This is a genomic window from Streptomyces sp. McG3, from assembly GCF_018619185.1.
GTDB lineage: Bacteria > Actinomycetota > Actinomycetes > Streptomycetales > Streptomycetaceae > Streptomyces.
This window is the reverse complement of sequence record NZ_JAAXYC010000317.1, coordinates 1-8732: the sequence shown is the minus strand read 5'-3', so window position 1 is coordinate 8732 and position 8732 is coordinate 1. Positions and strand designations below refer to the sequence as shown.

General features: G+C 72.1%; 7 protein-coding genes. 3 read left to right on the top strand and 4 right to left on the bottom strand.

Annotation, left to right across the window (positions count from 1 at the left end; translation table 11 throughout):
• Positions 1-56 precede the first annotated feature (56 nt).
• A complete protein-coding gene (locus HET64_RS32565; RefSeq protein ID WP_215110755.1) occupies positions 57-1400 on the top strand; it encodes a polysaccharide lyase family 1 protein in 1344 nt (447 codons plus the stop codon).
• A gap of 258 nt (positions 1401-1658) precedes the next feature.
• Positions 1659-2822: a pectinesterase family protein gene (locus HET64_RS32560; protein WP_251146197.1), complete on the top strand. Its 1164-nt coding sequence runs from the start codon at positions 1659-1661 to the stop codon at positions 2820-2822.
• Here HET64_RS32560 and HET64_RS32555 read toward each other — a convergent pair.
• Together HET64_RS32555 and HET64_RS32550 are read right to left on the bottom strand one after the other, a co-directional pair.
• Positions 2810-4372, bottom strand: a complete 1563-nt coding sequence (locus HET64_RS32555) for a polysaccharide lyase family 1 protein (protein WP_215110753.1) — start codon at positions 4370-4372, stop codon at positions 2810-2812. The genes HET64_RS32560 and HET64_RS32555 overlap by 13 nt on opposite strands.
• Positions 4373-4692: 320 nt before the next feature.
• A complete protein-coding gene (locus HET64_RS32550) occupies positions 4693-5253 on the bottom strand; it encodes a TetR/AcrR family transcriptional regulator (protein ID WP_215110752.1) in 561 nt (186 codons plus the stop codon).
• A 35-nt stretch (positions 5254-5288) separates the two neighbouring features.
• Between HET64_RS32550 and HET64_RS32545 the strand changes: the two genes are divergently transcribed.
• Entirely contained in the window at positions 5289-6194 is a 906-nt protein-coding gene (locus HET64_RS32545; protein WP_215110751.1) for an SDR family oxidoreductase, read from the top strand.
• Positions 6195-6313: 119 nt separating this feature from the next.
• Here HET64_RS32545 and HET64_RS32540 read toward each other — a convergent pair whose 3' ends face one another.
• Both HET64_RS32540 and HET64_RS32535 read right to left on the bottom strand, forming a co-directional pair.
• The gene (locus tag HET64_RS32540) at positions 6314-7786 is read right to left on the bottom strand and encodes an FGGY-family carbohydrate kinase (RefSeq protein ID WP_215110750.1); all 1473 of its coding nucleotides are present in this window, start codon (positions 7784-7786) and stop codon (positions 6314-6316) included.
• A 124-nt stretch (positions 7787-7910) separates the two neighbouring features.
• On the bottom strand, positions 7911-8687 hold the full coding sequence (locus HET64_RS32535; RefSeq protein ID WP_097869533.1) for a DeoR/GlpR family DNA-binding transcription regulator: 777 nt from the start codon (positions 8685-8687) through the stop codon (positions 7911-7913).
• Positions 8688-8732 lie beyond the last annotated feature (45 nt).

Genomic DNA, 8732 nt, shown 5'->3' with positions numbered 1-8732 from the left:
ATAAGAGACAGCCTCTGCCCCTCTGCCCCTCTGCCGACGACACAGAAGGATTCGCCATGCCCGCACGCAAGCGTCATACCCGCGCCATCGCCGTGACCCTGGGCTGCACCTCTCTGGCCCTCGCCCTCAGCACCCCGGCCCTGGCCACCGGCCGGCCGAGCCACGCCGGCCCCGGCGTCGAGCGCGCCGTACTGCCCGCCGGAGACGGCTGGGCCGCCGCCGAGGGCTCGACCACGGGGGGCGCGAACGCCACCCCCGACCACGTCTACACGGTGACCGACCGGGCCGAGCTCATCGCCGCCTTCGCGGAGGCGGGCGACGCGCCGAAGATCATCAGAATCTCCGGGACCGTACACGGCAACTCCGACGTCAACGGCACGCCGATCGGCTGCGAGCGGTATCAGACCGGCGGCTACACACTGGAGAAGTACCTCGCCGCCTACGATCCCGAGGTGTGGGGCCGGGACGCGGTCCCCTCGGGTCCGCTGGAGGAGGCCCGCGTCGCCTCCGCGAAGCTGCAGGCGGCCGCCGTCACCATCAAGGTCCCCTCCAACACCACCCTGGTCGGGGTGGGGAAGAACCCGAAGGTCATCGGGGCCTCGCTCCAGGTGCGGGACGTCTCCAACGTCATCATCCGCAACATCGGCTTCGAGGACACCTACGACTGCTTTCCCCAGTGGGACCCCACGGACGGGGCCGAAGGCGCCTGGAACTCCGAGTACGACAACCTCGTCGTGTACGGATCCCGCCATGTCTGGGTCGACCACAACACCTTCAGCGACGGCGACCGCCCGGACGCCGACCAGCCCCACTACTTCGGCCAGGTCTACCAGCAGCACGACGGCCTCTTCGACATCGTGCGCGGCGCCGACCTGGTCACCGTCTCATGGAACGTACTCAAGGACCACGACAAGACCATGCTCATCGGCAACAGTGACGGCGCCGGCGCCACCGACCGGGGCAAGCTCCGCGTCACGCTCCACCACAACCTCTTCAAGGACGTCAAGGAGCGGGCCCCGCGCGTGCGGTTCGGCCAGGTCGACGCGTACAACAACCACTTCGTGGCGACGAAGGGCAGCGCCTACGGATACACCTTCGGTATCGGCGCGGAGTCCCGACTGGTCGCCGAACACAACGCGTTCACCCTCACGCGGGAGGTGGACCGGGCGACGATCCTGAAGAAGTGGTCGGAGTCGTCCCTCACGGCGAGGAACAACTACGTCGCCGGGCGGAAGACCGATCTGGTCGCCGTCCACAACGCGGGGGTGCCGGGTGAGCACCTCACCGAGGGCGCCGGCTGGACGCCCCGCCTGCGGACGGCGGTCCACCACCCGCTCGCCGTGCCGGTGCTCGTGGCGCTCGAAGCGGGAGCGGGCAGGGCGAGCGCGAGCGGTCGCTGAGACCTCGTCCCCGACCGCGCGCGTCCGGAGACGACCGCCCCGGACCGCGTCCGCGGGCCGTAACCGCCCCCGGCCTCGTCGCAGCGGGTGCGAAACGTCCCCGCGCCCCATCACCCCTCGACCCGACCTACCCCGAACCGGCCGGAGCGGCACCGCATGCTTTCCACCACCCCGGAGAGCGCCGCTCCGGCCTTTCGCCGTTCACCCCCGAGGAGCCCCGTCATGTCCAGCCGACCGTCCCTGCCCTGCGGGCCTTTCCTGCCCAGCAGACGTACCGCCCTCTCCCTGCTCGCCGGAACGGGTGCCGCCCTCGCCCTCGGCGCGACCGCCGCCCACGCCGGGACCGCGGCACCCGGCCCCTTCGGCCGCTACGGCTCACCCGCCCGGCGCCTGGACCCGCGCACGCTGTACGTCGACACGCACGGCCGCGGCGACCACACCGACGTACAGTCCGCCGTCGACGCGGCGACCGGCACCGGGCGCACGCTCGTGATCGCCCCCGGTGTGTACCGCGCGACGGTGCTCATCGACGCCGGCCACGAAGGACTCACCCTGATCGGCGCGAACGGCGACGCCCGGGACACCGTGCTCGTGTACGACAACGCGGCGGGCACCCCCAAGCCCGACGGCTCCGGAACCCTGGGCACCAGCGGCTCGGCCTCCGTCACCGTGCGGGCGGCCGGATTCACCGCCCGCGACCTGACCTTCGCCAACGACTGGCTGCGCTCCGACAACCCCGAGTACACCGGCACGCAGGCCGTCGCCATCAAGGTCCAGGGGGACCGGTCGGCGTTCTACGGCTGCCGGTTCCTCGGCCACCAGGACACCCTGTACGCCGACTCCCCCGCCGTCGGCGCGTTCGCCCGTCAGTACTACCGCGACTGCTACGCGGAGGGGGATGTCGACTTCGTCTTCGGCCGCGCCACCGCCGTCTTCGACCGCTGCCGCTTCCGCGGGCTCACCCGCACCGACCTGGCCTCGGCCCCGTACGGCTACGTCTTCGCGCCGAGCACCGCCGGAGCCGGTCCGTACGGCTTCCTGGTCCTGCGCTCCCGGATCACGAGCGCAGCCCCCGACGCCTACTACAAGCTCGCCCGCCCCTGGGTGCCTTCCTCGGACCTCACCGCGCACCCCATGCTGACCGTCCGCGACAGCCGTCTCGGCGCGGGGATCGACGCGAGAACGCCGTACGCCACCATGTCCGCGGGCTTCCCGTGGCAGGACCAGCGCTTCGCCGAGTACCGCAACACCGGCCCCGGCGCCCGCGTGACCGTCCCCGCGAACCGGCCGCAGCTCGGCGTGGCCGAGGCCCGTGCCCATACGCCGGCCCGCTGGCTGGACGCCCGGAACCCGCACCTCCCGGGTACCTGGGAGGTGCGGGTCGCGGACGATGAGCGCGGACCGCGTGGTCAGCCCGCGTAGGTCTCGAACTCGGCGATCCGCGGGGTGCCCGTCGAGCCGGTGATCTCGAAGGTGATCTTGCGCAGGGAGGTGCGGGGGAAGCTGATGGCCCCTGCTCCTTCTCCGGAGGTCAGGACGGCGCCGGTGTCGCCGTCGAGGAGTCGCCAGCCCTTGATCGCGCCGGTGGAGCCCGCCGCCTCGCGGATGACGACCGAGGAGACGGAGGTGGCGGAGGCCCACTTGACCGAGACGGAGCCGGTGGGGCCGGCGGGCGACCAGTAGGTGCTCGCGTCGCCGTCGCGCAGATCGCCGTAGCTTGTTCCGGCGGCCTTGCTGGATCCGTCGGAGCCCGCTCCGATGCTGAGGTTGGTCCCGGTGGGCGGAGTGGGGTCGGTCGGTCCGGGAGTCGGGTCCGTCGGTCCCGGCGTCGGGTCGGTCGGCGTCGGCGTGGGCGTGGGCGTCTGCGGTGTGCAGTTGCCGTCCGAGACCTTCAGGCCCTTGCCGGCGCCCGCCGTGCGGCTCACGACGTCCGGCACGCAACCGGCCGTGTCGGCACGGTAGGTGTAGGGGATGTCGACCGTGGTGGTGGACTTCATGTCGGGCCCGGCCGGGTTGGTGGTGCCGCCGGGGCTGGACCAGGTGACGTTGTCGAGGGTGTTGCCGCTGACCTGCCAGTAGCCGGCCTCGTCGGTGTAGAAGGTGCCGAGGACGTCCTTGGAGTCCTCGAAGTAGTTGTTCTCCACCTTGGCGCGGGCCCCGGCCCGGGAGTTGATGCCGGACTCGTTGAGCTTCACGTAGTGGTTGTTGTAGATGTGGGCGATGCCGCCGCGCAGCAGGGGCGCCCGGGAGTCGATGTTCTCGTACAGGTTGTGGTGGTAGGTGACGAAGCCGTTGGAGCGGTCGCTCTCGCTGGACCCCACCAGGCCGCCGCGGCCGGAGTTGCGCAGGACGCTGTACGAGAGGGTCACGTACTGCGTGTTGGCCTTCATGTCGAAGAGGCCGTCGTACCCCTCCGACTCCCCGCCCGACGCCTCCAGGGTCGTGTGATCGACCCAGACGTTGCGGACGCCGGACTCCATGCCGATGGCGTCGCCGCCGTTGGAGGTGGGCGAGCCGGACTTCTTGACGTTCCGGACGGTCACGTTCTGGATGATGATGTTGCCGGCCTCGCGCAGGTGGATGCCCAGTTGGTCGAAGACGGCCCCGCTGCCGACGCCGACGATCGTGACGTTGCTGATCTGCTTGAGTTCGATCACGCCGGCGGCGGTGCTGCAGCTGTCGCCCGACACCTTGGTGGTGTTGCCGTGGTTGATGGTGCCTTCGACCTCGATCACGATCGGGGTACCGCTGTCGGCCCGCCCGCACAGTGCCTCGTGGATCTGGGTCCCGGTGGTGGCGCGGACGGTCTGCCCGCCCGCACCGCCGGTGGTCCCGCCGTTCTGGGTGGCGTAGCCGGTGGCGCTCCCGGTTGCCGCCGCCGCTTCGGGCGCCGACAGCACCGCTCCGGTCGCGGCCGCGAGGGCCAGGGCTGCCACGGTGGCCTGCAGCCGCCGTGCGACTGGTCGTCCCATGTTCGTCTCCCAGGTGTCTTCGGTTGGTCGGTGATGGATGGCAGAACACGCAAGCATGACGTGCCCATGACATGTGGGAGCGCTCCCGCACGAGCCGCGCAGAAGCGGCCCGATCCACCAGGGGGACATGCGGCAGCGCCCCCGCGTCCCGGGCTCCCCACCGGAAGCGACAGGACAGCAAGCGCTTTCTACAGTGAAAGTAGAGGGGTCCGACGAGCATGGCAAGGTGCATGCGGCAACAGCTTTCTGGAGACCGCTCTCACGTCGAAGCGCCCTGCATCACGGGCCTGTTCGGACCGCTCCCGGCCTCAACACCCGCCTCAGCGCACGCCGATGGCGCCGCGAAGGGTCCAGCGGATCAGGTCATCGACGCCATGGCGTGCGACGAGCCCGTCTCCGGTCGCGTGGAGGCCGGTGTAGACGATGCTCCACACCATGCGCTGGATCCACTCGGCCGGGACGGTGGAATCGAGCTCGCCGACCTGTTGCCCCCGTCGGATTTCCGCGACGAGGATCCCGTCGACCGCGCCCGCCACCGCGGCGTCCGCGCGGGAGGGGTCCTCCCCAGCCGAGGCGAACAGGAACAGCACCCGGTCACCGACGTGGACCATGGCACTGACGATCCGGTCGATCACCTCCAGCACCGAGCCGGAGCCGGGAGCGGCCTCCACGATCGCCGCGTGGAGCGCCGCCCAGGAATCGCTGGTGAGCGCCGACCGCAGGTGTTCACGGTCGGGGAAGTAGCGGTGGACGGTCGCCCGGCCGACACCGGCCGCCTCGGCGATGCGCCCCAGGCTCGCGGCGGGATCCCGCGCCCATTCACCGGCCGCCGCGTCGAGGACGGCACGGCGCGTGCGCTGCTTCTGCGGTGACAACTCCATTGCCAGATCATAAAGCACAGTGCCATTATGAGACTATGAAGTCTCATTCTGATAGCTCATTGCCTCTTACCGTGGTGACCGGTGCGACCGGCGTGCTCGGGCGGCGCGTCGTCGACGGGCTGCTGAGCAGCGGCCGGCCGGTACGTGCCGTGTCCCGGCGGCCCCGCCACAGCGTTCTGCCTCCTGCCGTGGAGGTGGTGGCCGGCGACGTCCACGAGCCGTCGACGCTCGGCACCGCCTTCGAGGCGGCCAGGGCTCTGGTGCTCATCGCGGTACCCGACACCGCCGTCGAGGTGGTCGCGTGCGCGCGGGCGGCAGGGATCGAGCACATCGTGGTCGTGTCGTCCGCCGCCGTGACCGCGGGCCACGACACCACCTACAACCTGCCCGTCGAGCGCGCGGTGCGGGAGTCCGGGCTCGACTGGTCGATCGTCCGGCCCGGCGAGTTCGCCACCAACGCCCTGCTCATCTGGGGGCCTTCCATCCGCTCCGGCCGGCGGGTGGTCGAGCCCTTCCCCGCCCAGACCGGCAACCCGATCCACGAGCAGGACATCGCCGACGTCATCGTCGCCGACCTGCTCGATCCCGACCGCCGGGGACGGATCGACACGATCGTCGGCCCCGACACGCTCACCAAGCGCGAGCAGGTCGCCCGGATCGCCGAGGCCGTCGGAGAGGAGATCGCCCTCGACGAGGTGACGCCCGAACAGGCGCTCACCTTCTACCGCGGGCAGGGCGGTTTCGCCGCCGACAACGCCGACTGGCTGTACGGCTTCACCAGTTACGACGGGGTGGAGGGCGTCGCCGACGAGCCCCGGGAAGCGCACCGCGACTCCGACGACGCCTACCTCACCCTCGCCGAGGTCCTCGGCCGACCGGGCCGCTCCTACGCGGAGTGGGCCCGCGACCACGCCTCCGAGTTCACCGGAACGGTCGTCTGAGCCGGTCTTCCGCGTGTACGCGCCGGGCACGGGCCTGCGGATCCACTGCTGCCGTAAACGCCCGGGCCGGTGGTGCCGCTCCGGCGGTGAGCCCTCGCGTACGCGCGCGGCACCACGCGTCAGTCGTCGGGGAGCCAGCCCCGCTCGCGCAGCGCCGCGACGAAGCGGCCGTGAGCGTCGTCCAGGGCGGGGCGTTCCTCCGGCACCGGCTCGACGAGTGCGCCGGCGCGCACCATGGCCGCCGCGCTGGCCGCGAGGTCCTCGTGGAGCGTTCCGGTCGCGGCGAGGAGTGCGGCGCCGAAGGCGGTCTCCGCACGCTCGACGACGCGGACCTGGCGGTCCAGGACGGTGGCCCGGATCGCCGTCCACACGGCGCTGCGGCTGCCCCCGCCGGCCGCGTGCAGGGGTCCGAGCACCGGAACGCCGAGCCGCTCGACCCGTTCCAGGGCCAGGCGTTCGACGAAGGCGACCCCTTCGAGTGCGGCCCGGTGGGCGTCCGCCTCGTCGCGGGGGCGGCCCCCATCGAACCCGCGCGCCGCGCCGGAGACGAAGGGGAACCGTTCGCCGTCGCGGCGCAGCGGGTAGCGCACGTACGAGGCGGGGCCCCTGGCCGCCGCGGCGGCGTCCAGCGCGGGCAGGCGGGCCGGGTCGACGTCGGCCAGGCACTCCCCTCCGGTGTTGGACGCACCGCCGGGCAGCCACCAGCCGTCGGGGTGCCGATGGCTGTAGACCGCTCCGGTCGGGTCGCGGACCAGGTCCGCGGAGACCCCTTTGAGGACGTACGTGGTCCCGAGCACGCCCACGAAGCGCCCCGGCTCGACCGCCCCCGTGGCGATCTGGCCCGCGCAGCCGTCCGTCATCCCGAGGCGTACGGAGCACCCTTCGGGCAGGCCCGTGGCCTCGGCCGCCTCCGGGCCGACGACTCCGGCCTCCGTGGCGGGGGCTGCTACGGAGGGGAGCAGCGCGAGCGGGAAGGCGAAGGCGTCGAAGACCTCGTGCGCCCACTCCTCGGCACGGGCGTCGTAACCGGACTTGAGTGCGTGGCTCCAGTCCGTGGCGACGGGGTGGCCCGTCAGTTCGCGCCCGACGACGTCGGGTGTGTGCAGGACGTGGCGCAGGCCCGGGCCGTACGTCCGCAGGCACCAGACGGCCCGGCCCAGCGCCGCGGTGGGGCCCACGGACAGGCCGAGCGCGTCCCAGCGGGCGCTGCCCACCCGCTGCGCCTCGGCGTTGACATCGGCGGCCCGCCGGTCGTCGTACATCAGGGCCGGGCCGAGCGGGGTGCCGTCGGCCCCGGTGGGCACGATGGTGCCGGACGTGGCGGACACGGCCACCGCGATCACCTCGCGGCCGCCCCGGGGCAGCGCGCCGGTGGTGCGGCGCAGCGCCGAGCGTACGGCGGGCCACCACGACCGGGCGTCCTGCTCGCTCGTCCCCGCGGCGGTCCGTACGGGGGCCGGCAGTTCGCCCCGCGCCTCGGCGCGTACACGCCCCTGTCCGTCCACGCACACCACGCGGACGGACGCGGTCGCCACGTCGATGCCGATCACGGCCGGGGCGTGGGGAGTGGGGCGGCGGGATGCACTGCTCATGGCGGAAAGCGTCCTTCCCCGGCGGAACGGGCCTCAGGTGTCCACCTGTCGGGTGGGCGGCCCTTCGTGGTGGTTACGTGCGTGTGCGTTTGACAGGCGTTCCATCATGGCGGGAGGAACGGCTTCATGGTGCGACGGCCGCCACCGTCACCCGGGTCCGCTCGCGGAGTTTGCCGAGCAGTTCGGCGTCAGCCCCGTCGTCCACGACGAGATGGTCCAGGTCGCCGACGGGCCCCACCCGGTGCAGCGCCGTCCGGGCGAGCTTGGTGTGGTCCATGAGCATCACCTTCGTGGCCGCCGATGTGAGCATCGCCCGTTTCACCAGCACCACGTCCTGCTCCTGGTGGTAGGCCGTCCTGGCGTCGAGGGCCGAGGTGGAGACCGCGACCAGGTCGACGGAGAGCGCCTCCACCGCCTCGACGCAGGGCATCCCGAGGAAGGAGTCATGGGTGCGCGAGTACTCGCCGCCCAGGGCGATCAGGCGGATGCCCTCGCACCCGGTGAAGACGTCGAGCACCCGGCGGGCGTTGGTGACGACGGTGAGGGGGGCGAGGTCGACCAGCAGGCCGGCCATGACCAGGACCGTGGTGGAATCGTCGAGCATCACCGACATTCCGGGCTCCACCAACGCGGCGGCGGCGCGCGCGACGGCGTTCTTCTCCGCCGTGTTGACGCCGAGCCGGTAGTCGAGGCTCGACTCGAACACGGTGGACGGCAGGGCGGACGCGCCGCCGCGGAAGCGTCGCAGCACTCCTTGCCGCGCGAGGTCGTCGAGGTCGCGGTGGACGGTCATCAGGCTCACGCCCGTGAGCTGCGCGAGGGCGGCGCCCGTGGCGGTGCCCTGCTCCACGACATGGTCGGCGATGAGCCGTCGCCGTTCTTCGGCGGATCTCTTGGTCATGGGGGTCAGTCTCCCGCAGGGCCCGGGCCGGGCCCTGCGGGAGAC

What these genes read in the sequence shown, in the direction of transcription:
- HET64_RS32545 (WP_215110751.1), top strand. Translation starts at nt 5,289, where the DNA reads ATGAAGTCTCATTCTGATAGCTCATTGCCTCTTACCGTGGTGACCGGT.
- HET64_RS32535 (WP_097869533.1), bottom strand. Translation starts at nt 8,687, where the DNA reads ATGACCAAGAGATCCGCCGAAGAACGGCGACGGCTCATCGCCGACCAT.
- HET64_RS32550 (WP_215110752.1), bottom strand. Translation starts at nt 5,253, where the DNA reads ATGGAGTTGTCACCGCAGAAGCAGCGCACGCGCCGTGCCGTCCTCGAC.
- HET64_RS32555 (WP_215110753.1), bottom strand. Translation starts at nt 4,372, where the DNA reads ATGGGACGACCAGTCGCACGGCGGCTGCAGGCCACCGTGGCAGCCCTG.
- HET64_RS32540 (WP_215110750.1), bottom strand. Translation starts at nt 7,786, where the DNA reads ATGAGCAGTGCATCCCGCCGCCCCACTCCCCACGCCCCGGCCGTGATC.
- HET64_RS32565 (WP_215110755.1), top strand. Translation starts at nt 57, where the DNA reads ATGCCCGCACGCAAGCGTCATACCCGCGCCATCGCCGTGACCCTGGGC.